At 73.0% G+C, this 23,847-nt stretch carries 17 protein-coding genes; 5 read left to right on the plus strand and 12 right to left on the minus strand.

Going from position 1 to position 23,847, the window contains the following annotated elements:
• Positions 1 to 2: 2 nt before the first annotated feature.
• Positions 3 to 728 carry a 4'-phosphopantetheinyl transferase family protein gene (locus tag WME90_RS25495; protein ID WP_437274591.1) on the minus strand — a complete coding sequence of 242 codons (726 nt, stop codon included), beginning with the start codon at positions 726 to 728 and terminating at the stop codon, positions 3 to 5.
• Complete coding sequence (locus WME90_RS25500; protein WP_437274592.1) at positions 725 to 7,459, minus strand: SDR family NAD(P)-dependent oxidoreductase; 6,735 nt, start codon at positions 7,457 to 7,459, stop codon at positions 725 to 727. The genes WME90_RS25495 and WME90_RS25500 overlap by 4 nt, the downstream gene beginning before the upstream one ends.
• Positions 7,460 to 7,868: 409 nt before the next feature.
• Between WME90_RS25500 and WME90_RS25505 the strand changes: the two genes are divergently transcribed.
• From WME90_RS25505 to WME90_RS25515, 3 genes are all read left to right on the plus strand, one after another.
• On the plus strand, positions 7,869 to 8,399 hold the full coding sequence (locus WME90_RS25505) for a MarR family winged helix-turn-helix transcriptional regulator (protein WP_437274593.1): 531 nt from the start codon (positions 7,869 to 7,871) through the stop codon (positions 8,397 to 8,399).
• 185 nt (positions 8,400 to 8,584) lie between these two features.
• Positions 8,585 to 9,202, plus strand: coding sequence for an ECF-type sigma factor (locus tag WME90_RS25510; RefSeq protein WP_437274594.1), 618 nt, complete (start codon positions 8,585 to 8,587; stop codon positions 9,200 to 9,202).
• A complete protein-coding gene (locus WME90_RS25515) occupies positions 9,186 to 10,778 on the plus strand; it encodes a serine/threonine-protein kinase (protein WP_437274595.1) in 1,593 nt (530 codons plus the stop codon). Before WME90_RS25510 ends, WME90_RS25515 begins: the two co-directional genes overlap by 17 nt.
• 103 nt (positions 10,779 to 10,881) lie before the next feature.
• Here WME90_RS25515 and WME90_RS25520 read toward each other — a convergent pair whose 3' ends face one another.
• The 7 genes from WME90_RS25520 to WME90_RS25550 form a co-directional block, all read right to left on the minus strand.
• A complete protein-coding gene (locus tag WME90_RS25520) occupies positions 10,882 to 12,042 on the minus strand; it encodes a homogentisate 1,2-dioxygenase (protein ID WP_437274596.1) in 1,161 nt (386 codons plus the stop codon).
• Entirely contained in the window at positions 12,042 to 13,196 is a 1,155-nt protein-coding gene (locus tag WME90_RS25525) for a 4-hydroxyphenylpyruvate dioxygenase family protein (RefSeq protein ID WP_437274597.1), read from the minus strand. The genes WME90_RS25520 and WME90_RS25525 overlap by 1 nt, the downstream gene beginning before the upstream one ends.
• Entirely contained in the window at positions 13,193 to 14,170 is a 978-nt protein-coding gene (locus WME90_RS25530; RefSeq protein WP_437274598.1) for a fumarylacetoacetate hydrolase family protein, read from the minus strand. The genes WME90_RS25525 and WME90_RS25530 overlap by 4 nt, the downstream gene beginning before the upstream one ends.
• 178 nt (positions 14,171 to 14,348) lie before the next feature.
• Positions 14,349 to 15,305 carry a hypothetical protein gene (locus WME90_RS25535; protein ID WP_437274599.1) on the minus strand — a complete coding sequence of 319 codons (957 nt, stop codon included), beginning with the start codon at positions 15,303 to 15,305 and terminating at the stop codon, positions 14,349 to 14,351.
• Between the two features lie 436 nt (positions 15,306 to 15,741).
• Positions 15,742 to 16,188, minus strand: coding sequence for a DUF3237 family protein (locus WME90_RS25540; RefSeq protein WP_437274600.1), 447 nt, complete (start codon positions 16,186 to 16,188; stop codon positions 15,742 to 15,744).
• The gene (locus tag WME90_RS25545; RefSeq protein WP_437274601.1) at positions 16,185 to 17,411 is read right to left on the minus strand and encodes a flavin-dependent oxidoreductase; all 1,227 of its coding nucleotides are present in this window, start codon (positions 17,409 to 17,411) and stop codon (positions 16,185 to 16,187) included. Before WME90_RS25545 ends, WME90_RS25540 begins: the two co-directional genes overlap by 4 nt.
• Positions 17,412 to 17,627: 216 nt before the next feature.
• Positions 17,628 to 18,938: an MFS transporter gene (locus WME90_RS25550; RefSeq protein WP_437274602.1), complete on the minus strand. Its 1,311-nt coding sequence runs from the start codon at positions 18,936 to 18,938 to the stop codon at positions 17,628 to 17,630.
• Positions 18,939 to 19,303: 365 nt separating this feature from the next.
• Here WME90_RS25550 and WME90_RS25555 point away from each other — a divergent pair, with 365 nt between their 5' ends.
• The gene (locus WME90_RS25555) at positions 19,304 to 19,480 is read left to right on the plus strand and encodes a hypothetical protein (protein WP_437274603.1); all 177 of its coding nucleotides are present in this window, start codon (positions 19,304 to 19,306) and stop codon (positions 19,478 to 19,480) included.
• A 138-nt stretch (positions 19,481 to 19,618) separates the two neighbouring features.
• On the opposite strand, the gene WME90_RS25560 is transcribed toward WME90_RS25555, so the two are convergent.
• The 3 genes from WME90_RS25560 to WME90_RS25570 all read right to left on the minus strand — a co-directional run bounded on the left by WME90_RS25560 (position 19,619) and on the right by WME90_RS25570 (position 22,124).
• Complete coding sequence (locus WME90_RS25560; protein WP_437274604.1) at positions 19,619 to 20,434, minus strand: hypothetical protein; 816 nt, start codon at positions 20,432 to 20,434, stop codon at positions 19,619 to 19,621.
• Positions 20,435 to 20,634: 200 nt separating this feature from the next.
• Entirely contained in the window at positions 20,635 to 21,630 is a 996-nt protein-coding gene (locus WME90_RS25565) for a zinc-dependent alcohol dehydrogenase family protein (protein ID WP_437274605.1), read from the minus strand.
• Between the two features lie 5 nt (positions 21,631 to 21,635).
• Positions 21,636 to 22,124, minus strand: a complete 489-nt coding sequence (locus WME90_RS25570) for a hypothetical protein (protein ID WP_437274606.1) — start codon at positions 22,122 to 22,124, stop codon at positions 21,636 to 21,638.
• 713 nt (positions 22,125 to 22,837) lie between these two features.
• On the opposite strand from WME90_RS25570, the gene WME90_RS25575 reads away from it, so the two are divergent.
• Complete coding sequence (locus WME90_RS25575) at positions 22,838 to 23,782, plus strand: STAS domain-containing protein (RefSeq protein WP_437274607.1); 945 nt, start codon at positions 22,838 to 22,840, stop codon at positions 23,780 to 23,782.
• Positions 23,783 to 23,847 lie beyond the last annotated feature (65 nt).

A 23,847-nucleotide genomic window follows, 5' to 3' on the forward strand; every position in this document is an offset into this window, starting at 1 on the left:
ATTCATCCAAGCGGCGCGACCGGGACGGCCGCGACGAGCGCGAACGCACCGGTCAGCACGGCCCGGCCGAAGAACTGCCCGCCACGCGCGCCCAGCGCGAAGGAGCGGACCGAGGGCTGCGCGAGGCGCGCGCCCCCCGGCGGGAACGCGACGTCGATGTCCCGGAACGAGAACCGGTCCGGCAGCGCGAGCGCCCCCGTCTTGTAGAGCGCCTCCTTCGCGCTCCAGAGCAGCGTCTCGAGGGCGGCGCGATCGACGCCGGCCGCGGCGCCGCGCGCGAGGCGCTCGCGCTCGCGCGGCGTGAAGTGCTCGTCGGCGAAGCCCGCCGCGCGCGCCTCGACCCGCTCGACGTCGACGCCGACCGCGCGCGCCGTGGTGACCGCGGCCGCCGCGAGGTCGCCCGCGTGCGAGAGCGACACTGCGAACGCGCCGTCCTCGAAGCGCGGAGGGCGGCCGCCGGGCCCGGTGACCGCGCAGGCGAGGTAGTCGGCGCGCGGGTGCGCCTCGAGGGAGGCCGCGTCCAGCGCGACCAGCGGCGCGCCGCGGCCGGCGGCGAGCTCGAGGCGCAGCCACTTCGCCGCGACGCGCGCGCACGCGGACTGCGCCCGGCGGGCGGCGACGCGGAGGGCAGCGCACGCGCGGCGCTCGCCGGCCGTCAGGTAGGGCTCGAGGCGCGCCGCCGACTCGGCGTCCGCCCGCGCGACCGCGATGGCGAGCGGCGGCGTCACGGCGCCCCCTGCGACAGCAGCGCCTGCGCCGCCGGGCGGACGTCCGCGGCCACGCGCCCGACGACGCGCCCCTCGAGCCCCTCGACGTCGAGGAGCACGGCGCCCGAAGGGTCGAGCGCCTGCGCCCACGCGCCGAGGACGCGGTCGCCCGCCGCGGCCGGGACCGTGGCGACGAGCCGCACAGGGCCGCCCGCGTCGCGGAGGGCGAGGTCGTTCACGGCCGCCCCGAAGCGGATCCGGTCGACGCCCCCCGCGGCGCACACAGGGAACGCGCCCGCCTCGTCGCGGCGCAGGGTGCCCAGCGAAAGGAGCGCGTCGAGCAGGAGGAACGGCGTGGCGGCCCCGCGCTGGCGCGCGAGGGCGACGTCGGTCGTGAGGCGGAGCTGCCCCGCTTTGAGCGCGGCCCCGAGCACGAAGGTGCCGAGGTGGTCGAACCAGCCCGCGTGACGGACCGGCGAGCCGGGGCTCGCGTACGGGTCGCGGACGAGAGTCCCGTCGACCTTGCCGGCGTGCCGCGGCGCGAGGCCGTCGCGGGTCGGGCCGAGCTCGACGACGCAGGTCGCGAAGACCACGCCGGCGCGGAGGATCACGCCCGACCGGTGGACGAAGTCGCCGCGCACCTCGACGGCGCACGCGACGCGGCCTCCGGCGAGCCGCTCGCGGCGGGTCGTCACCGCGCGCACGTCGCGCGCCGCGTCGTCGGCGAGGCGCAGGAACTCGAGGAAGCGCACGTCGCGGACCTCGCGGACGAGCGCGCCGCCGCCGGACGTCGCCAGCGCGTGCCGGACGGCGAGGTCGACGAGGAACGCGCCGGCCGCGACGGCGCTCGAGCGCGCCCGGTGGTCGGAGAGCCACGGGTCGACGCGCGGGTCGAGCGTCCACGTGCTCGCGGGCGCGCTCGCCGACACGCTATCCGCCGCGTCCGCGACGGCCGCGTCCGCCATGCTCCCCGCGCTGGCCGCGTCCGCCGCGACGATGCGCGGGGCGAAGCGCTCGATCTCCCCGTCGGTGAGCAGGACCTGCGCCGCGCCGGCAGGCGGCTCGGCGATGACGTCGAGGAAGATCCGCCTCCCCTCCTCCGGCTCGATGCCCCGGAGCCCGCGCGCCGCGCCGAGCGCGCTGTACTCGGACCCGGCGGTCATGCCGACGCCGTTCCAGCCGAGCCACGCGATGCTCGACCACGGGCCGGCGCCCGCCTCGGCGGCGAAGTACGCGGCGGCGCGGTTCAGCGCCTCGTTGGCCGCGCCGTAGTCGGGCTGCCCATCGTTGCCGAGCACGCTGAACGCCGACGTGACGAGGTGGACGTGCGGGCGCGCGGCGGGCAGGTGGCGCGCGAGGGCGCGGCGGAGGTGGGCGAGGCCGGCGAGCTTCGTGTCGACGATCCGCTCGAACAGCTCGAGCGGCTTCGACGTGAGCCGGCTCGACACCTGGATGCCGGCGCCGTGCACGACCAGATCGACCCGGCCGTACGCCGCCGCGACCGCCGCGACGGCGCGGTCGACGTCCGCGCCGCGCGTCACGTCGACGGCGTGGTAGTCGACGGCGCGGCGACCGGCGCCCCCGGCCCGGAGCTGGGCGAGGACCTTGTGCGCCTCGCGCGCCGCCCGGAGGCGCGCGTAGCGCTCGCGCAGGGCGCCCATCCGCAGGCCCGGCTCGGCGCGCAGCGCCTCGGCATAGAAGTCCCGCTCGTACGCGTCGAACTCCGCGTCCGTCATCGCGAGCGCGCGGGGGGAAGCGTCCTCCTGCCGCGAGCGGCCGAGGAGCACGGCGCGGCAGCCGAAGCGGTCGAGCAGGCCCTCGACGAACTGCGCGGTGATGCCGCGCGCACCGCCCGTCACGAGCGCGACCGAATCCGCGCCGAGCCGCGGCGCCGAGCGCGCGCGCGGCCTCGCCGAGGCGCGGGCGAGCTGCACGGTGTGCCGCGCGCCGCCGAGATCGACAACCTCCTCGGGGACGGCCGGCCTGGCGCGCCGCCACTCCTCGGAGAGCGCGTCGAGCGCGGCCGCGAGGTCGCGCGCGTCGGTGTGGACGACGCGCACGTCGCCGCCCGGGAGCTCGCGCGCCAGGGACTTCACGAAGCCGCCGACCGCGCCGCTCACCGGGGCGAGCCGCCCGTGGAGGTCCACGCCCGCGGCGACGACGGCGGCGAAGGCCACGTCGCCGCGCGCGATGCGGTCGTAGTAGCGGCGCGCCGCGCCGAACAGCGCGCGCAGCGCCGGCCTGTACGAGCCCGGCGCGCCGTCGACGAAGGCGGCCGCGTCCGTGGCGCGGGTGAGCACGACGACCGCATCGACGTCCTCGGGGGCCAGGGCCGCGAACGACGCGCCGAGCCGCGCCTCGTCGCTGGCGTCGAGCAACGACGCCCCGCCGGACGCCTCGGCCCCCGGCGCCGCGAGGTCGCGCGGGATCCCGGGCGCCGCCGCGTCGGGCGCCTCCGTGACGGTCAGCCCGAGGACGCGCGCGCGCTCCTCGTCGGAGCGAGCGGCGCGCCGCGCGTCCGCGGCGAGCGCCGCGTCGGTGCAGACGTAGAGGACGCGGGACGGGACGCGCGCCGCCGGCCCGGTCGCCGGCGCGGGGGCGATCTCGGGGACGAAGCCGACGATCGGCGTGCCCGTCGTGAAGCCCGAGGCCGCGCGCGCCGGCGCGACCTGCGCGGCCTCGGGGGGCGTGACCTGGACGGCGCGGGGATCGGACGGCCAGCGCAACAGCGCGGCGCCGTGCGCGCGCGCGCCGCGGATCGCCGCGTGGAGCTCGACGGCGCCCTCGGCCCCGCGCAGCCGCGCGCGCGCGCCGCCGACCGCGAGCTCCCGGGCCGACGGGCCGCGCCCCGCCGCGCCGGAGACGAGGTGGACGCGGGCGAGCACCGGCCAGGCGTTGCGCGCGGCGGTGTCCTCGGTGCACAGCGCGACGAGCAGCGCCGCCTCGCCCAGCGGCCGCGGGTCGCAGGTCGCGGACGCGCCCCGCGCGACGTCGTCGCTGAACGCGCTGACGGCCCCCGCGAGCACGACCTCGCAGTCCTCGTCGAGCACGAGATCGGCGGCCGCGAGCGCGTCGAGCAGCGAGGTCGCCGAGGTGTCGACGACGAAGTTCGGCCCGCGCAGGCCGAAGACGTTGGCGACGCGCCCCGAGATGACGTTGGGCATGTTGCCCGGCTGCGTGTACGGCCCCGTCGCGGGCGAGCCCGCGCGGAGCGCGTCGGCGGTCGCGGAGGCGAACGCGGGGCTGACGCCGCGCGCGCGGAGCGCCCGGGCCACGCGGTCGGCGAAGATGCGCTCGTTCGCGCGCGCCCCGCGGCGCGTCTTGCCCTCGTGGCCGACGACGACGCCGATGCGCTCGCAGAGCTCGCGCGCGGGCAGCGCCGCGAGCGCCTCCTCCGCGGCCATGGCCGCGAGCAGCTGCGTCGGATCCATCGCCTCGAGGGCGTCCGGGAGGACCGGCGCGCGGGCCGGCAGCCGGAGCGCGCCCTCGTCGAACGCGAGGACGTCCGAGGGTGCGCCCGCGGCCGCGCCGCCCGCGCCAGGGAACACGGCCCCGAGCCCGACGACGCACAGCGCGCGGGCGCCGTCGCGCGGGCGCGGGCGCAGGGGGTGGCGGCCCGGGCGGTGCTCCTCGACGACGAGGTGGGCGTTCGTGCCGCCGAAGCCGAAGCTGTCGAGCGCGGCGCGCAGGGGGGCTCCGCCCTCGGCGGTCCACGGGGCGGCCGCCGTCGGGATGGCGAAGGGTGAGCGCGCCAGATCGATGCGCGCGCTCGGCGCCTGGAACCCGTGCTGAGGGAAGAGCGCGCGCTCGCGGATCGCGAGCACGACCTTGATGAGCGACGCGACGCCCGCGGTCCAGCCCGTGTGGCCGAGCAGCGACTTGACGCTGCCCAGGGTGATGCGCGGCGCGCCCTCGTCGCCGGCGAACACCTCGGCGAGCGCCTGGAACTCGGTGGCGTCGCCGACGGGCGTGGCCGTGGCGTGCGCCTCGACGTACTGCACGGTCCGCGCCGCGACGCCGGCCTGCGCGTGGGCGCGCCGCATCGCCAGGACCTGCCCGCGGCGCTGCGGCACCGTGACCGACGGGCTCGGGCCGTCGCTCGACAGGCCGCTGCCGAGGAGCACGGCGTCGACGCGATCGCCCCGCGATCGGGCGTCGTCGAGCCGCTCGAGCACCACGACCGCGGCGCCCTCGCCGAAGACCACGCCGTCTGCGGACGCGTCGAACGGGCGGCTTCCGGTCGCGGAGAGCCCGCCGAACTGCGAGAACTGGCACGCGTTCGTCGGTCCGGGCTGGTAGGCGCCGCCGGCGATCACGACGTCGGCGAGGCCGCGGCGCAGCATCGCGGCGCCGAGGTGCACCGCGTGCATCGACGACGCGCAGGCCGCGTCCACGATCACGGTGCGCGCGCCCTCCCCAACGAGGTCGCGCACGACGCGCGCGAGCGGCTCGAGGTGGCCGCGGCACGCCGCGCGTCGCTCGGCGTCGAGCCCGAGCTCGTCCGCGAGCGCGTCCGCCACGGAGGCGCGGACCGCCTCGTCCGCCGAGACGCCGGCGAGCGCGCGCTCGACGCCGAGCAGCAGCGTGGCCTCGTCGTGCTCGATCGAGCCGTCCGCCGTGGATCCGAGGAGGCACGCGATCCGCAGGGGCGCGCCGTCCCGGAGAACTGCCGCCTGGGCTCTGGCCTCGGCGAGCGCGCACGCCAGCATGCGGGCCGTCTTGGGGAGCCGCTCGAGCGTGCGCGCGTCGTAGCCGGTCTGCTCGGCGTACGGGCCGAGCGCGTCGACCGTGCCGGTCAGCAGGCTGTACGTCTTGTCGGCGGCGCGGCCGCGGCTCAGGAAGTCGGTCGCGAGCTCCGGGTTTCGCTCGCCGGTATCGGCGATCCCGCTCGTGCCCGCGAGCAGCTGCGCGAGGTAGGCCTCGACGCCGCCCGCCCCTGGCAGCACCGCGCCCATGCCCACGATCGCGATCGGCGTCGCGCCCACCGCGGGGGCGGCGGCGTCGTGTGAGCCCGCGGCGTTCGCGGCCGCAGCCGGGCTCGCGGCCGGCTCCTCGGAGCTCGCCGCTGCGCGCGGGCGGCGGCCGTCGGGGTCCTCCTTCGGGAGCGGCGCGACCGCCGTGAGCGCGCGCCCCGCGGCGCGCAGCGCGTCGATCACGCGCCGGTGCTCGGCCACGACGTCCTCTCCAGCGCGGAACGCCGAGATCACGCGCAGATCGGGCCCGGGCGGCGCGCTCCGCCGCGCGAGCGCCGTCAGGGCGCCGCCGCCGCCGCACTCGACGAAGGTGCGGACGCCCGCCGCGTGGAGGTCGCGCACGGCCGCCGCGAAGTCGAGCGGCGTCACGAGGTGCATGGGGAGCAAGCGCGCGGGCGCGAGCGGGCCGTCGCCGTAGTGGACGCGATCGATCGGCGAGTACGTGGCCAGCGCCGGCCGCGCCGCGCCGGCGCGCCCGAGGGCGCTCGCGAACGGACCGACCGCGGCCGCGAGCAGGGGCGAGTGGAAGGCGTAGCGGCTCGCGAGCACGGTCGCGCGGACACCGGCGCCGGCGAGCCGCCGCTCGAGCGCCGCGATGCCGTCCGCCGTCCCCGACGCGACCGCCTGATCGGCCGCGTTGACGACCGCGACGAACACGTCGTCCCGGCCGAGCGCCTGCACCTCATCGCGCAGGCGCTCCGCGCCGGTGTGGGCCGCGAGCATCCGGCCGGGCGGCGCGCCCCGGAGGGCGAGCACCCGCCGGCACACGACCTCGGCGGCCGTCGCGAGGGGAAAGGCGCCGCCCGCGGCCAGCGCGGCGATCTCCCCGAAGCTGTGCCCCGCCACGACGTCCGGCTCGAGCCCGGCGGACCGGAGCAACCCGACGGCGACGTAATCCTGGACGAGGATGCCGAGCTGATCGAGATCGGCGCACGCCTCGAGGGCGGCCCGCGCCTCCGCCTCCCCGGCGGTCACGAGCGCCGCGAGCGAGGCGCCGAGCAGCTCGCGCGCCGCGGGCTCGGCCGCGGCGACGGCCTCGCGGGCGGCGTCAAAGCGCGCGTGGAGCGCGCGCAGGAGCCGGAGGTCGAACGAGCCCTGGCCGGGCAGGAGCAGCGCGATCTTGCCGGCGCCGCCGCCCTCCCGCGCCGCCTCCCGGGAGCGCCCCGGCGCGCCCTCCGCGCCCGCCGCGTCCTCCGCATCGGGCGCGACCGCCCCGCCCCACCGCGCGCGGTGCGGGCGCGCCTCGTGGAGCGGACCCCGCGCGACCTCGGCGGCGTGCCGGACGAGGCGCTCGGGGAAGAGCTCGCGCAGCGCGGAGCCGCCGCGCAGGCAGAGCTCGACGAAGCGCTGGTGGGGCACGCGCTCGTCGAGGGTCCCGACGTGCGCCGTCACCGATCTGGGCAGCGGCGCGAGCTCGTCGCTCGCCGCGGAGACGGCGACGATGCGCTGGTAGCCGCACGCCACGGGCTCGCCGTCGAAGCGGACCGTGCGGAAGTAGCCGTACGCGCTCGAGCGCGTCACGGCGCCGAGGCTCATGAAGATCGCGACGCGCTCGCCCACGCGCACAGGCGCGAGGTTCCGGCTGTACCCCTCGGTGGTGAGCAGCCGGATCGCGGCGCGGTCTTCCTCGTGCGGGAGCGAGCCGTCCGCGGCCTCGGCGAAGTAGAGCGTCTCGCGCGCGATGCACTGGAAGCGGAAGTTGGTGAGGTAGTGATGGCTGCCGTAAGCCATGCTGTCGTCGAACTTCACGCAGTACGGAACGACGAAGAACTCGCCCATAGATCCTCTCCACGCAGCCCGCGCGCGCGGCGACGCACGCCTGGCACCGCGTGCCAAGCCGATGTCTCGTGCGCTCCTCACCGCTACGCCGCTCGGGCTGTCCGAATAAGTGTACCTACACGTAGATGCGCAGAGCGCGCCGCGAGCCGATGGCTCCCGGTCGCGCGCGACGCCGCGATGCTCGCCTCGACGCCGCCGCCCCTGGCGACTGGCTGACCGATCGATCGTCGATGGATCGGCCAGCGCGCGCCGGGGCCGCCGCGACCGCCGACGCCGAGCCGGCGGTGAGCGGACGAGGCGGACCCACGCCGTCGAGGACGAGATAAGTGTAGCTACACCTGAACAGATGTCAAGCAGCGATCCGCGGCTGCAATTTGACTGACTCGCCTGAAACGGTGTAGATACACTGGTGACCGATTTTGCCCGCGCCGCCCAGATCATCGCGAGCCAGTGCGCCCTCGTGCGCGTCCGCCGCGCGTCGCGCGCGCTGACGCGGCTCTACGACGACAGCCTGCGCGCCGTGGGGCTCCAGTCGACGCAGCTCACGATGCTCGCCGCGGTCGCGACGTGCGGCGACGAGGGCGTGCAGCTCGGCGCGCTCGCGGACGGGCTCGTCATGGACCGCACGACGCTCACGAGGAACCTCGTGCCGCTCGAGAAGGCGGGCCTGCTCCGCGTGGCGCGCGCGCCCGACGACGCGCGCGTGCGCATCATCTCGCTGACGCGCCAGGGCGAGCGCGCCATCGAGGCGGCGTTCCCGCTGTGGGAGCGGACGCAGAAGCACGTCCGCGAGCAGCTCGGCGAGAGCAGGGCCGACGCGCTCCGCGAGGAGCTCGGCCGCGTCGTGGCCCTGGCCGCGCGGCCCGAGAAGGCAGCGGCGCCCGAGCGGACGGAGAAGAAGGCGCGGACGGAGCGGCCCGGCAAGCGCAGAGCGAAGTGAGATCGCCGCCGCGCGGGGCCGCGTACGGGGGTGGGCCTCGTGGCCAGGGCCACGACGCGGCGGGACAGCGCGCGGCGCGCGGCTCGACCGCGCCCGGGTCCGCGCCGCCGCAGCGTCGAGCGCGCGGTCGGGCTCGTCGGCCAGGCCACTTGGTGTACGCTCCGGCCTGAGCAAGGCGCACCCCCATGAACGCGAGCGATCGACGCGCCCCCGGACCGAGCGCCGGCGAGGCCATCACGGGCCTCCTCCACGCCGCCCAGGAGGGCCGGAAGGACGCCGCAGACGCCCTCCTCCGCGCCGTCTATGCCGAGCTGAAGACGATCGCCCTGGCCCGGGTCCGCCACCTCCGCGCCGGGCAGACCCTCGGCCCCACCGCGCTCGTCCACGAGGCGTACGAGAAGCTCTTCCGGGACGGCGATGCCCGCTTCCAGAGCCGCGCCCATTTCTTCGGCGCCGCCTCCCAGGCCATGCGCGACCTCCTCGTCGACTACGCGCGCCACAAGGGCGCCCGGAAGCGGGGCGGCGATCAGCAGCGCGCCTCCGAGGAGGACATCCACGAGCTGCCCATCGCGCTCGATCTCCCCGTCGAGGACCTCCTCGCCCTCGACGCGGCCCTGCGCAAGATGAGCCTCGAGCACCCGCGCAAGGCCGAGATCGTGATGCTGCGCTACTTCGCGGGCCTGACCGAGGACGAGATCGCCGAGCTCTCGGGCGTGACGACGCGCACGGTCGAGCGCGACTGGCGCTTCGCGAAGGCGTGGCTCTACCGTGCGCTCCACGGCGGAGATGAGCCCGCACCTTGATCCGAGCGAGGTAGAGGCGCTCTTCGAGGCGGCGATCGAGGAGAGCCACGATCGCCGCCGCGCGTTCCTGGAGGCCCGGTGCGCTGGCCGTCCGGAGCTCCTCCGGGAGGTGTGGAGCCTGCTCCGGAGCGACGGCGCCCAGCCCGACGGATTCTTGAAAGGCGCCGCCGTCGCCCTCCCCGACCGCCACGAGGCGCTGAGCCCCGGCACGCGCATCGGGCGGTTCACGGTGCTCGCCAAGGCCGGCCAGGGGGGGATGGGCGTCGTCTACGCCGCGTACGACGCGGAGCTCGACCGCCGCGTCGCGCTCAAGCTCATCGCGCCGGGGAGGTTCGATCCGGAGGGCCGGGCCCGCCTCGTGCGCGAGGCGCAGGTGATGGCCAGGCTCTCGCACCCGAACGTCGTCCCCATCTACGAGATCGGCGAGCACGGGCGGGGCGTGTTCGTGGCGATGGAGTTCGTCGACGGCCGGACGCTCCGCGACCTGCGCGGCGAGCAGCCTCGCGCGTGGGAGGCCGCGCTCGCCGCGGGCATCCAGGCGGGCCGCGGCCTCGCGGCGGCGCACCAGGAGGGGCTCGTCCACCGAGACGTCAAGCCGGACAACATCCTGATCGGCAAGGACGGCCGGGCGCGCATCGCCGATTTCGGGCTCGCGCGCCTCCACGCCGAGGAGGACCTCCTCCTCTCCGGCGTGGACCGCGGCGCCGATGTCCCCGCGGAGGACGCGCTCCGCGCGCCGCTCACGGCCGGGAGCGCGTTCATGGGGACGCCGGCGTACATGGCTCCCGAGCAGGCCGAGCGGAGGCCTGCGACGGCGAAGAGCGATCAGTGGAGCTTCTGCGCGACGCTCTACGAGGCGCTCTACGGCGAGCCGCCGTTCGAGGGCGAGGACGTCCGCGCGCGGCTCGACGGCGCGCGGCGCGATCTCCTGCGGCCGGCGCCGGCCGGCTCGAAGGTGCCCGCGCGCGTCCGGGGCGCGCTCGCGCGCGGGCTCCGCGCCCGGCCCGAGGAGCGGTGGCCGAGGCTCGACGATCTGCTGGGCGTGCTCGCCGAGGAGCTGGCGAGGAGCTCCGACGTCGATCTGACCATCTCCAGGCGCGAGCGCATCCGCTTCGGCCTCCTGATCGGCGCCCTCGGCATCGTGATGGCGACGGTGGGCGTCGGCCGCGTCGTCCCGGTGGTCCGCCCCCTGGATCTCCTCGCGATGGGCTGCGTCACGGCGCTCGCGGGGCTCACGCTGCTCCGGTTCTTCCGCCGCCCGCTCTCGAAGAGCGCGGTGAACCGGCGGATCGGCCACGTGGTGAAGGTGCAGCTCGTCGCGATGCTCCTTCACCGGGCGCTCGCCGTGATCACGGACGAGCCCGTGGAGCGCGCGCTCGCCACGAACCTCCTCCTCTTCGCGGCGGTCCACGCGACCGCCGCGCCGGGCTTGCCGAAGGCGAGCTGGCTATCGGCCGCGCTCTGCGCGGCGGGCGCGGCGGCGGCCGCGGCCTTCCCGGAGCACGCCGGGGCGATCTACGTCACCGGTGTGCTGGGCTCGCTGACGATCGCCATCGTCGTGTGGCACCTCGACTGACGCGTTGTCGCCTGACGCCTTGTCGCCGGTCCCTTGTCGCTTCACGGCGTCCGTCTCGTGGTGGAATCCAACGAGAAGATCGTCGGCTGAGCGCCTGGCCCGCTCAGGGGCGCGCGATGAAGCTGTCCTGGTAGCCCGAATCCTCGACCGCGAGCGCGGCCGCGGTGGCCGACAGCGGGCGGATGGTGTCGAGCATGACCGCGAGCTCGCTCGTCTCGCGGGCCCCGAGGCTCGCCTCGTACGCGCCGGGGTGCGGCCCGTGCGGGACGCCGGCGGGGTGGTGCGAGACGCTGCCGGGGCCGACGCCACGGCGCGACGTGAAGTTGCCGCGGCAGTAGAACAGGACCTCGTCGCAGTCGACCGACGCGTGGGGGTACGGGCAGGGGATCGCCTCCGGGTGGAAGTCGACCGGGCGCGGCACGAAGCTGCAGACGAGCGCGCCCCGCGCGGCGAACGTCCCGTGCCAGTCCGGCGGCAGGTGGACAAGCCCGACGCGCGCCTGGAAGCGCAGGATCGGGAACGCGAACGGGTACACCGTCCCGTCCCAGCCGACGACGTCGAGCGGCGAGCGCTCGACGGCGAAGCCGTGGAAGGCGCCGCCGCGCTTCACGACGAGCGCGCGGATGCCCTCGTCGAGGGGGCCGACGAACGTGGGCCGCCGGAAATCGCGGTGGCAGTACGGCGCGTCCATCCGCAGCTGGCCGACCTCGTTGCGCCACTTGCCCGGGAGGTGGATGTCCGCCGCCTCGATCGAGAGCCACCGCTGGGGCGCGGCGTCCGGGAGGAAGCGGTAAAAGAGCCCCTTCGGGATGACGACGTAGTCGTCCTGCTCGAAGCGCAGATCGCCGAGCATCGTGCGCAGGACGCCGCCCCCGTGGAAGATGAAGAGCAGCTCGTCGGCGTCCGCGTTCGCGAAGTACACAGGATCGGCCGCGTCCGGCTGGACGAGCCCGATCACCACGTCGTCGTTGAAGAGCAGCGGCACGCGGCAGTCGACCGCGGGTCCGCCCTGCCGCGGCAGATCCTGCGACCTGTAGTGCCGCTTCGCGAGCGGGCGCGCCGGCGTGGCGACCGGCAGCGCGAAGCCGTGCTCGGCCTTCGCGACCCGGTGCTCGTGCGGCCGCCGCTCGTGGTAGGCGATCGTGTAGGGGCCGTCGAAGCCCGCCCGCGTGAGGCACTCCTCGTAGCGGAGATCCCCCGCCTCGCTCCGGAGGGCGACGTGGTGCTTCGGGGGGACGATCCCGGCGACGACGCGATCGAGCATCAGCCGCGCCCCTCCGTCTTCTGCTGCCGCTCGATGCTCTCGAACAGCGCCCGGAAGTTGCCGGCGCCGAAGCCGCGGTCCCCCTTGCGCTGGATGAGCTCGAAGAAGAACGGCCCAGCCTCCGGATCGCGGTGCGTGCCCGCCGACTCCTTCAGGAAGATCTGAAGGAGGTACGACCTCGCGCCGTCGCCGTCGACAAGCACCTCGAGCTCGCGCAGCTCCGCCACGTCCTCGTCGATCTGCCCGATGCCGAGCCGCTGCAGGCGCTCGGGCAGCATCTCGTAATAGGCGGCCGGGGTCGGCATGAACTCCACGCCCCGGGCGCGCATCGCGCGCACGGCGGCGAGGATGTCGTCCACGGCGAGCGCCACGTGCTGCACCCCGTCGCCGCGGTGCTCCTCGTTGAAGACGTTGATCTGCGAGCTCTTGAAGTGCGGCCGGTAGGGCTCGTTGTTCGCGAACTTCACGCCCGAGGCCGGGTCCCACATCACGGCCGAGCGCAGGCCCGAGCCGTGATCGGCACCCTTCGAGACGTCGTTCGTGTGGAACGCGATCTGCCAGAACGGCTCGAGCCCGAGCACGTGCTCCATCCAGAGCAGGGCGGGCGCCATCGTCTGGAAGTTCGAGGTGATGTGATCGAACCGGGTGATCCCGAACCGGTTCGCGCCCCCGCGCGGCGCGTCGTAGGCCGCGCAGCCGGGGAACAGCGCGCCGTAGCCGCGCCGCTCCACGAAGCGGAAGGTGGTGTCTCCGAACGGCGTCGTGATCGAGAACGAGGCGAAGGTGCCTCCCGCCTCCGTGACCCGGTAAATCTCGTCGATCGGCGTGCCCCCGCGGCCGTCGAGCAGCCGGAAGGCGCGGTCGATGTCCTCCACCTCGAAGATGACCGTGCCCACCCCGTCGGGGTGCTTGCGCAGGTAGCGCCACGCCCGCCCTCCCTCGCCGACCGGCTGCGAGCAGACGATGACGCACTCGCCCGCCTGGAAGACGACCGACCGCTGCGCCGCCGCCGCGGTGAGCTCCGGCGAGCTCGCGGCGATCTCCTGGAAATCGAGCTTCTCCGTGTAGAACCTGCGGCTCCGCTCCAGGTCGCGCACGTAGTAGTGCAGCGCCTCCACCCGCTTGATGCCGATCGACTTCGCCGTGGAGCTCATCCGGACACCACCCTCTGCGCGATGCGCCCGAACAGGCTCTCTCCCGCGCGATTCAGCATCTCGATCATGATCGTGTCTCCTGGCTTCATAAAAGGCGTCTTCGCCGTCCCGTCCGAGAGGATCTCGAGCATGCGCTTCTCGGCCAGGCACGACACGCCGCGCGCCGGGTCCTCGTTGGAGACGGTGCCGCTGCCGAGCAGCGTCCCCGCCGTGAAGCTGCGGGTCCTGGCGATGTGCTCGATGAGATCGAAGAACGAGAAGTGCATCTCCGGGCCGGCCTCGGGATCACCGACGAGCGCGCCGTTGTAGGTCGAGCGGAGACGCAGGTGGACGCGCCCGTCGCGGAGCGCGTCGCCGAGCTCGTCGGGCGTGATCGCGAACGGCGAGAACGCGGTGGCGGGCTTGGAGCTGAAGAACCCGAACCCCTTCGCGAGCTCGGCGGGCACGAGGTTGCGCAGCGTCACGTCGTTGGCCAGCAGGAAGAGGCGGATGTGCCGGTGGGCGTCTTCGCGGCGCGTGCCCTGCGGGGTGTCGCCGAGGACGACGCAGACCTCGGCCTCGAAATCGAGGCCCCAGGCCTCGTCGCGCAAGGCGATGTCGTCGGTCGGGCCGAGGAGCACGCCGGAGCCGCCCTGGTACACAAGCGGATCGGTCCTTAGCGTCTCGGGGGGCTCGGCGCCGCGCGCCTTGCGCACGAGCACGATGTGGTGGATGTACGCGGAACCGTCGATCCACTCGTAGGCCCGCGGAAGCGGCGCGGCGAGCTCTTCCGCGACGAGCGGCGCGACGGCTGCCTCGCCGCGCTCGATGTCGGCTGCGATGCGGCGGAGCGCGGGCTCGGCGCGCTCCCAGTCGTCCAGCGCGGCCTGGAGCGTGGGGAACGCCGCGCCGGCGGGCGCGTAGGCGAGGCCGTCGCGGCGGACGACGACGAGCGTGCCGTCGCGGCCGGGGCCGCGGAGAGAGGCGAGCTTCATGCGCGCGCGAGCTCCTCGTGGCGCCGCGGCAATCTCTTATTCGCCGCTGGGTGAGCAGGAGCCCCGTCGCGCCTACCAGGGCTCGTCCTCGTTTGTGCACGGTGCATCGAGGTACCGGTCGAACGGATCTGCATGAACACCGGATTCAATATTTTCACGACGCCCCACGATCTCGGGATCACTTCTGCAGCTGGACGCCGAGGAACAGGGCGTTCCCCTTGGCCCCCGACAGATCGCTCCTTTGATAGCCGAGCGCGACACGCGCGGCGTGCCCCTCGATGATGTAACCCATCTGGGCATCGATGAGCAGATAGGAGTCGGCGCTCTTCGGCTTCGCTTGTTGCAGTCGGACCAGAGGCTGCAACTTCCCTACGCCGACGTTGCTCGGCGTGAGGTAGCTCGCGAGCGCAAAATAAGAATAGTCGAACCTCTCGAAGTCGCCAAAGTACTTGTAAAACGCGCCCTCGAGCGTGACGGTGCCCGCCGCGCCGAGGTTCTTCTCGAACAGGAGGTCGGCGTTGAGCTCGGCATAGGTGTCCTTGCGCGGGGTTCCTGGGGGCGCGCCCGCCGCAGGGGGAGGCAGCGATTCGACCGAACCCTCCTTCTGCACCTCACCCGCCACGCCGAGCGCGAGGATGCTCTTCTCCCCGAGGTACGTGGCCTTCTGGTAATAGGCTGGCTCTGGGTCGAGCAAGCTCAGGTTGAGCCTTGCCGTGTAGAGCGGGCTCACCGAAGAGTCATGCAGGTTGAAAGCACCCACGTAATACTTGAACAGGCCGCCCGCTACCTTGCCCCAGGTGGTTACCCCATCGTTGCGCCCGAAAGGCCCCTGTTTCGGTCCGATCGGCGGCGCATAGGGCTCGAAGAATCCGGGATAGTTCCACGGCCCCATCGACCACGGCCCGGAAAAGGCGGAGCGATCCGACGGCACGATCATTCGACCGATCCAGACGTTCAGCAGATCATGAAACTGGAGCTTGGCGATGGCGTCACGGAGGGTCGCGCTGCCCGCTATATTACCCCCGGTCGGGGTCGGCCCGAACTGAGCGACGATCGCGCCCTGCAGGCCGATGAACCGGTTGATTTCGCCCGAAAACGACACATCCAGCTCTCCGTCGCCGAGCAGCCGGTCCATCTTCTCGCGCGCGGCGGGGTTCTGCAGGCGACCTCCGACGCGGGCCCAGGCCGCGACGCTGAGAGGCTTCTTCCATGGCTCCTTCTCCGCCGGCGGCGCAGGCGAAGCTGGGCCGGGCCCGGCAGCGCCCTGCAGCGCCGGCGCGCCGGCGTCGGCTCCCGCGGACGGCGCTGGCGCCGCGCTCGCGTCTGCGGGAGGGCCCGCGGGTTCGGTCGCGCCGGCCGCGATCGGCGGAGCTTCGCCCGTGGGCGCCGGCGGTGCCTCCGGCCGCTCCTGTGCCCGTGCCGAACCATGGAAGGAAGTGATACCGAGGATGGCGGCCAGGAACCCTACGCCGACATCACCCCGGCGTCTCGCCGCTCTCGTCTGTGTGCTCATGCATTCTCCGTGTCAGGGCCATCCGAGGTCTTGAAGGTCTCAGCCACGCTCGCGCCCCTTAGCCGATCTCGTACACCGTGAGCCGCACCCGGTCGGCCAGCCGCTCGCCCACGGACACGGCCAGCACGGCGTTCAGCCGCAGAAGCCCTGGCGCCGAGGTGCGCATACGGATGGCGGTGCGGAAGTAGTAGCGCCCGGGGTCGACGGCCTCGCCCCGCCCGAGCGCCGCCAGCACCTCCGGCGGCCCGGCGCGGACGCCCTCGGAGAGGATCTCCACCGTCCCATGGCCAGCGATGTCGAGGATGTAATGGGCGGAGATGTCCATCCGACCGTCGGCCCAGATCGTCTGCCAGTCGCCGCCCGGCAGCACCTGACCCTCCAGGCCGCCGGCCACCGTGCCGCCGACGATTGGAATGAAGCGCCGGCCGGGCGAGCTCGGAGTGACGGTGACCGGCGGGTCCACAACCACCTCGAGCGTCATCAGGGGGATGAGGGGCGGGCTCACGCGAGGCGCTCCGAGGCGCGCTTCAGGCCGGTCAGCACCTTGTAGCGGGCGGCGATGGCCTCCAGCTCGCCGGGGACGAAGACGTCCTCGATACGGTCGAAGCCGTCGGGGGCACGGTCCTGGGCGATCTGCATGCACTGCTCCGGACCGTTGCTGCGATTGGCCGCGACGATGGCGGCGGTGGCCGGCAGGCGCTCGGCCTCGTAAACGGCCAGCGCCTCCACCGGATCCGCATGGGCGGCGAGCGCGCGGACAAGGGCGCGGGCGTCCAGGATGGCCTGGCTCGCCCCGTTGGAGCCGATCGGATACATGGGGTGGGCGGCGTCGCCCAGCAGCGTCATGCGCCCGTGGCTCCAGCGCGGCAGGGGATCGCGGTCGACAAGCGGGAACTCGTAGATCGCCTCGGCACCCCGGATCAAGCCGGGCACATCCAGCCAATCGAAGCGCCAGGCCTCGAACCTGGGCAGGAAGTCGGCGGGATCGCCCGGTCGGTTCCAGTCCTCCCGTCGCAGGCTCTCGGCGACGGTGAGCTCGGCGATCCAGTTGATCGTCTGGCGGCCGTCCGGCCCCGGTGGGGAGATTGGGTAAGCGACGAACTTCTGGTCCTGATGCCCGGCCATGATCATGCTGGCGCCGGTGAGAAAGGGCGCCGCCAGGCTGGTCGCCCGCCACAGGATGCGGCCGCCATAGACCGGCGGCCCCTCGTCCGGATAGAGGCTCGCGCGCGCCGCCGAATGGATGCCGTCGGCGCAGATCAAGAGATCGGCGGGGACCTTCCAGACAACGCCCTCGCGGCTAACGAAGCGCGCCACGATACGGCCTTCGCCCTCCTCGTGGTCTACCAGGCGCCGGTCGCAGATCACCCGGTCGGCGCCCAGACGCTCGACGGCGGCGTCGAACAGCACGCCCTGCAGGGCGCCGCGGTGCAGGGAGATCTGCGGCGCGGCGTGACCGGCGAAGCGGCCGCGCGGCTCGCCCCAGATGCGCTGGCCGAAGCGGTTGAAATAGACAAGCTCGCGGGTCGCCACCCCCTGCGCCAGCAGCGCCTCGACCACGCCCAGCTCGTCCAGCACCTCGGCGGCGTGGGGCAGGAGGTTGATGCCGACCCCGAGCGGCAGGATGGTGGGCGCCGCCTCGAACACCGTCACCTCATGGCCCGACGCGTGCAGCGCCAGAGCCGCGGCCAGGCCGCCGATCCCGGCGCCGGCAACGATTACCTTCATGAGTCCTCCAGCAGAGGTGCGGCTCGACGCCGCCCCTCGTTGAAGCCGCCGCCATCCAGGCGAAGCGCGCGACGAACAGCACCGCCATCGCCAGCGGCAGCCGGTCCTCCGGAACGATCCAGCGGCCGGCGACCTTCGGGACCGCGCAGGCCCAAGGCCCCTCCGCGCGGATGGCGCCCAGCGCCCGGCCGGGCGCCGATCGCCGCCGCCATTTCCTCAATCTGCGGCATAACGTCCGCGAATGGTCATCACCGCCGCGGCCACCCCGGCCGACAGCACCACTGGCACCATGGACATGGCCACGCCGGCGGGGCCCCAGCCCTGGCCCAGCAGGTAGCCCGCCACCAGCGGCCCGCCAATGGAACCCAGCCGGCCGGCGGCGATGGAAGCGCCGGTGGCCAGCCCGCGCGCGCGCGCCGGGTAATAGAGCGGGATCACGCCATAGAGCGAATACTGCGCGCCCAGCAGGAAGAAGCCGGCCAGACCGGCCATCACGAGCACCGGCGGCAGGCTGGCGGCCCCCGCGAGCCCGAACAGCGACAGGGCCAGGGCGGGATAGGCCGCGATGATGGGAATGCGCGGCCCGAGCCTGTCCACCAGCAGGCCGATGACCCAGCAGCCGACGACGCTTCCGGCATTGAAGGCGAAGGCGGCGCCAGCGCCCCCTGCTCCGCCCAGGCCCTTGGCCGCCACCAGCGACGGCAGCCAGTTCAGCAGCAGATACAGCACCAGCAGCGTGAAGCCGAAGGTGAACCAGGCCAGGAGCGTGACCAGCAGCCGGCCATGGCCGAACAGCGCCTGCGCGCCGCCCGGCTGCTGGGCGCCGCTCGCCGCTGCTGCGCGGCTATCGGGCATCAGCCACGCCATGGCAGGGAGCAGCAGCAGCGGCAGCACGCCGCCGACCAGGAAGATGCTGTGCCAGCCGAACCGTGCCAGAAAGCCGGCCGCGAACAGCGCCGCCAGCGCGCCGCCGGCCGGCATGCCGCTGAACATCAATGTGGTGGTGCGGGTCCGCCGATCGGGCGGGGCGATCTCCAGGGCGACGGCCACCAGGGTGGGCATCGCCGCCCCCAACCCTGCCCCAGCCAAGAGCCGGTAGATTCCGAGCGACAGCGGTCCGCCCGCCACCACGGTGGCCAGCGTGAACACGCCGAAGACGGCGACGGCCATCATCAGCAGCGGCTTGCGGCCCATGCGGTCGGCCATCCAGCCGCCAGTCAGCGCGCCGCAGACCAGCCCGACCATACCGGCCCCGAACACGACGCCCGCCTGCCCGGGCGTCAGGCCCAGGGCGGGGATCAGCAGGGGGGCGGCCACGCCGACGGCCTGGATGTCGAACCCTTCCAGCAGCGTGATCAAGAAGCACAGCGACAGCGTGACGGCGCCGCTTGGCGCGCGAGGGGGCGATGCGCCCATGGAGAGACCTCCCGTTTCCGTCCCGTTGCCCGGGATGGTTGCAGCCGGCCGCAGCCGAACGGATGCGGTGATTGAACGTAACTGGTGGAGCGTGACGGTTCCGGTGGACACGCTCGATCCCTTCGGCGAGCTCGCGACCTCGAAGTCCGGGGCGACCCGGACGACCGCATCCGCGGTTGGATCAGGCCAGCGCCGCGAACGCCAGCGCATCGCCCCGCGGAGCGCTCCTGCCGAGCTCGCGGAGCGCTGTCATTCCTCCTCGCCTTTCTGGTCGCAGATCGCCGTCCGTCCTCGCGTCACACGATGCAGGTGACACAACGACTTCGTACCCGAGCCCGCTGGATCGAGGCATAGGCATACCCGCCTATGCCCCGGGGCGAGACGTTGTCAGGCGACAGGATTTTTGCTGCCACGATGAGGGTCGGGGCGGAGGCAGGCGCGGTGGTCCCAGGATCGGGTCGCGCCGGATGGCCAGGATGGCTCCCGGGCAGGTCGAGCGGAGGTCGGCGACGGCGAAGAGCGATCCGTGGAGCTTCTGCGCGACGCTCTACGAGGAATGCCGCATCCATCCAGCATCAGCAAAAATCTTCAACTATCACAACCGCGCAGGCCCGGAGTTGGCCCTGGCCGGCATTGACGCGGAATCGGAGTGAGCCCAGCCTCCCGGCACGCAGAGGCCGTGGTAGATGGGCGCGCTCGCCTGGGTCGCGCTCGCGCCGGCTCGTGGGGCCCGGACTGAGGGGTATTTCGATCCAGCGCACGGAGGCGAGAGCCCCCTGCGCTCGAGGAGCCTACTTCAAGAAGATGGTGACCGAACCGGAGTAGGAGATCGTGCCGCTCGGGAACTTGCCGTACGAATCGCGCGCGTGATCGCGGCAGTTCGGGTAGCTCCCATCGCTTTGCGGCTTGTCACACGCGTCGCGGCACGTGCCGACGACCTTGAGGACGCAGTCGTCCAGCGACGACCCGCACACACGCTCTATCGAGGTGTTCTCGGGTGATACACAGGCATAATAGATCGGCGAACTCGCAAAAATATTGCCATAGTATGCGCCTTCGCGTGTCGGGTACGCGATCCGCTCCGCGGAGTCGGAGGAGAGCTCGCCCCGGTTCCCTCGCATCGAGATCGGGGTCGCGATCCCGAGGTAATTGATCCTGGACAGGACGCACGCGGACACCCAGGCCTTGCACGCATTGTCGCAGGAGCCGCCCGAATCGCCCCACTTCTTGTGGAGACCGAGCTCACCATCGAACCCGTAGACGACGCCGTCGACATTGATGTCGAAGTGCGCCCCCGCCGCCAGGGCGCAGCTCACCACGTACCTGAGCAGCTGGCGCGCGAGCGGATCCCGGAGCGCGTTCGATGTCAGCGCGTTCGATGTCAGCGCGTTCGATGTCAGCGCGTTCGACGTCAGCGCGTTCGACGTCAGCGCGTTCGACGTCAGCGCGTTCGACGTCAGCGCGTTCGACGTCAGCGCGTTGTCGATGAGAACGTCCTGCTCCGCAGCGCCGATGTCGTAGTCCCCCTCCCCCTCCTGCAGGCCCACGCAGGCGGCCAGCGACGTCGCCAAAGCAGGACACAGAACCAGGACACTTCGATATTTCATGAGCAATCCCCCCTTAACCAGTTTATTTCCTGATGAACCTCCAGGGAACCGATTTGTTGGCCTAACCACGTATCCGGGCAGAGTTGGAAAGAATACCAGGGCTCGCCTGAATCACGCGTCGCGAACGGATCGTCGACACGTCCTCGACAGCACAGAGCTCCTCTTCCGATGAACGGGGCGGCGCTCGGTGAGCGCCTGATTCACGACGGCACGAGCACCGCTGCCCCGGAGAAGCGGCCATTCCGCAGATCGTCGAGCGCCTGATTGGCGGCCGCCAGCGGATAGACGCTCACCTCCGTCTGCACCGGTACCCGCGGCGCAAGGGCGAGGAACTCCTCGCCATCCCTGCGCGTCAGGTTCGCCACCGAGCGCAACACCCGCTCCCCCCACAGGATCGAATAAGGGAACGAGGGGATGTCGCTCATGTGGATTCCCCCGCAGACCACGGCGCCGCCCTTGCGTACGGCGCGCAGGGCGGCCGGCACGAGCTCGCCGGCCGGGGCGAAGACCAGCGCGGCGTCGAGCTCCTCGGGCGGCGCATCAAAGGAAGAGCCTGCCCACTCGGCCCCCATCGACAGCGCGAACGCGCGCGCCGCGTCGTCGCCCGGCCGGACGAACCCGAAGATGCGCCGGCCCTCGAAGCGGGCCACCTGGGCCACCAGGTGGGCGGCGGCGCCAAACCCATAGATCCCGATCCGCTGCGCGTCGCCCGCCATACGCAGCGTCCTGTAGCCGATGAGCCCGGCGCAGAGCAGCGGTGCGGCCGAGAGGTCCGGAAATCCATCGGGGATCGGGAAACAGAAGCGCGCGTCCGCAACCGTGAGCTCCGCATACCCGCCGTCGATCTGGTACCCGGTGAATCGCGCCCTGTCGCAGAGGTTTTCCCGCCCTGCCCGGCAATGCGCGCACGCGCCGCAGGTCCAGCCGAGCCAGGGCACGCCCACGCGCGCGCCCCTCGCGAACCTCGGCCGTTCGCCGGGCGCGGGCACCTCCTCGAGGACCTCGCCGACGATCTGGTGCCCAGGCACGAGCGGCAGCTTGGCGTCCGGCAGCTCGCCGTCGACGACGTGCAGATCGGTGCGGCACACGGCACAGGCGCGCACGCGGAGCAGCACCTCACCGGGCCCGGGCCGCGGATCGGGCCGTTCCTCCGGCACGAGCGGGCTCTTCGTGGCTTTCAGGACGAGGGCGCGCATGGCTCCTAGCCCAGTCTATTGCGCGACGCGCCCCTCGCGAACATCTCGACGATCTCCGCCCCATCCCCCGCCACCGTGACGTACGCCCCCTCGACGCCGAGCACGTCGCCCTTCTGCACGAGCGCCTGCACCGCGCTCGCCGCATTCCGGAGCTGCACGCCCACGGCGCCGCCCCCGATCCGCACAGGCATCCCGCGCTTCAGCTCGATCACATAGGTTCGCCGCCGCGCCGCCCATGGGCTCGACATGTCGACGGCGAGGAAGTCGCCGCAGGAGGCGCGCTGGTTGGAGCGAAAGAGCCAGAGCTCGGTCCGGCGGCGCATGAGCTCGCGCGCGAACTCATCCTCGTCGGCCTTGAACGCGAAGGCGTGAAAGGCGAAGGCGGCATCGGCGTGAGACGGCCGGACGGACCTCTGCACGAGCTCGCAGAAGAGATCTCGTTGCGCGACGGCGCGACGGGTGAGCTTGATGGACAGCGGAAGACGGGGCGCCATGATGCACGTGCTCCGGGCGGCGCTCGGCTCGCGCGAGCAGCGCCGGATGAATGGAGGTCGAAGGTCGAACACACGCCGCCCCCCTGGCGCGAGGAGAGCGCAGGAGGGACGGCAACGGGCGCCGGCACACGAGCAACGCGGGCGGCAGGAAGAACCCGCCCGGCGGAAGAGACCGCGTTGCTACCGGAAGACCTTCATGGCGCTACCTCTGCGAGGCCGAAGATACACGATCGCCCGAGCCGCGCCAGCGAGAACGGGCGGGCTCGTCCGCGCGTGAAGCGCCCTCGCGGGCGGCTGTCCTCGCACCGTTCGGTTCGGATCGACCGCGAGCAGCGATTGTGGCGCCCCACAACTCCCCACCACCGATCATGCCAAGTCCGAGCATCCGTATCGCTCCTTCGCGAGGGCCCAAGCGCCGAGCCCGTGACGCCGACGCCGAACAACCGATGTGGAACATGAAGGTGCCGCTCGTGCGAAGTCCTTCCTCGTGGGCACATGGAGGCAATCGGGGACGAAGTGACATCGACGTGGGCGAACCGACAAATGCGATGAGGACGTCCAACCTGGCTTTCCAGTAGATCGAAGACCGCTCCCTCGCTTATAGTTCACAACACCCCGGGCACACCGGTTCGCAGGAATACATTTTGCGGTTCTGTGCGCCACGCGGGGGCGAGCGTGTGTGAGCAAGCTGGCATGAGGGAGGCGCCATGAGCATGGATGGCCGACTCGATCCGAGCGACGCATCGGCGCTGCGGGAGCGAGTCGTCAGCCTGGAGCAAGAGCTGGCCCAGCGCGAGCGGGAGCTGGCCGATCACAAGCGGGAGATCCGCCTGCTGCAGGAGCGCGAGGCGCAGCTCCTCAAGGTCGAGACGGAGCAGAAGCGGCTCGCCGCCGTGGCGGAGAACAGCTCGGATTTCATCGGCATCGCCTCGATGGAAGGGGTCGCCCTGTACCTCAACGAGGCAGGGCTTCAGCTCGTCGGCCTGGCGAGGAGCGAGCTGCCGCACGTGACGATCGGCAGCTTCTTCTTCCCGGAAGACCTCCCCTACGTCGAGCAGCACATCATGCCCGCGACGATGGAGCACGGACGCTGGGTCGGGGAGTTCAGGTTCCGGCACCTCAAGACGGGTGCTGCGATTCCGGTCCTCTACAACTCCTTCTTGATCAGGGACCCGAAGACAGGGGAGCCCATGGCGCTGGCGACCGTGACGGCGGACCTCACCGAGCGCAAGCGCGCCGAGGAGGAGCGCGTCCGCCTGAAGGACGAGATGATCCGGGTCCAGGCTGCGACGCTCCGCGAGCTGTCGACCCCGCTGCTCCGCATCAGCGATCGGGCCGTCATCATGCCGCTCATCGGCGCAATCGACTCGACCCGCGCCGCGGCGGTCCTCGAGCGGCTGCTCCAGGGCGTCGGCGCCGAGCAGTCCAAGGTGGTGATCCTCGACATCACGGGTGTATCCAACGTGGATTCACACGTCGCCGACGCGCTCATCCGGACGGCGAAGGCCGTGCGCCTGCTCGGCGCGCAGATGGTCCTCACCGGGATCCGCCCGGAGGTCGCGCAGATCCTCGTAGCGCTGGGCATCGATCTGCGCGGCATCGTCACGATGGGCTCGCTCCAGAGCGGCATCGCGTTTGCGATGAGCCAGCCGCGTTGAGCCCGGCGCGCCCGCCTCTACCGAGCCCAGCGGCAACGCCGCCGTAGCCTTCGCGTGAAGCGAGA

The organism is Sorangium sp. So ce375, from assembly GCF_051473855.1.
GTDB lineage: Bacteria > Myxococcota_A > Polyangia > Polyangiales > Polyangiaceae > Sorangium.